Source organism: Paraburkholderia sp. SIMBA_053, assembly GCF_046534895.1.
GTDB classification, from domain to species: Bacteria; Pseudomonadota; Gammaproteobacteria; order Burkholderiales; family Burkholderiaceae; genus Paraburkholderia; species Paraburkholderia caledonica.
Genome location: NZ_JAWRXU010000112.1, coordinates 1 through 455 on the forward strand (window position 1 = coordinate 1; position 455 = coordinate 455).

The following is a 455-nucleotide window of genomic DNA, read 5'->3' on the forward strand; positions in this document are numbered from 1 at the left end:
CGTTCGTGATGCTCACGGAAGGCGTCAGCGCGGCGACGATCGCCTTCTCCGCGTATGTGTTCGTCGCGGGCCTGGCCGATAACGTGCTCAAGCCGTTGCTGCTGGGCCGAGGCGTCGCGGTGCCGATGCCCGTGGTGCTGATCGGCGCGCTGGGCGGCATGGTGACAGGCGGCGTCATTGGGCTGTTCATCGGCCCCGTCATGCTTGCTGTCGGTTACGAGTTGTTCTGGCGATGGGTAAAAGACCAGCCGCAGGCCGAGCGGATCGACGAGAACGAGCCCGCTCGCCTCGCGCAGACAGAGGGAGCCGAAGTCCCGAAGCATTCGTGACGCTGCCACACGGCGCCGGCTCGCGTCCACGTCGCTATAAGCACTTCAGCATTTCACTGTAGAGGACGTTTCCACGCTGTGCGTGTGCAGCCTGGGCGGGGTCGCGTTTCCGCCGTGTTCCGCGAG

1 protein-coding gene is annotated in these 455 nt (G+C 65.5%); it reads left to right on the forward strand.

Going from position 1 to position 455, the window contains the following annotated elements; genetic code table 11:
• On the forward strand, positions 1 to 329 hold a 329-nt coding region (locus SB753_RS34805), incomplete at its 5' end, for an AI-2E family transporter (protein ID WP_410804580.1).
• Positions 330 to 455 lie beyond the last annotated feature (126 nt).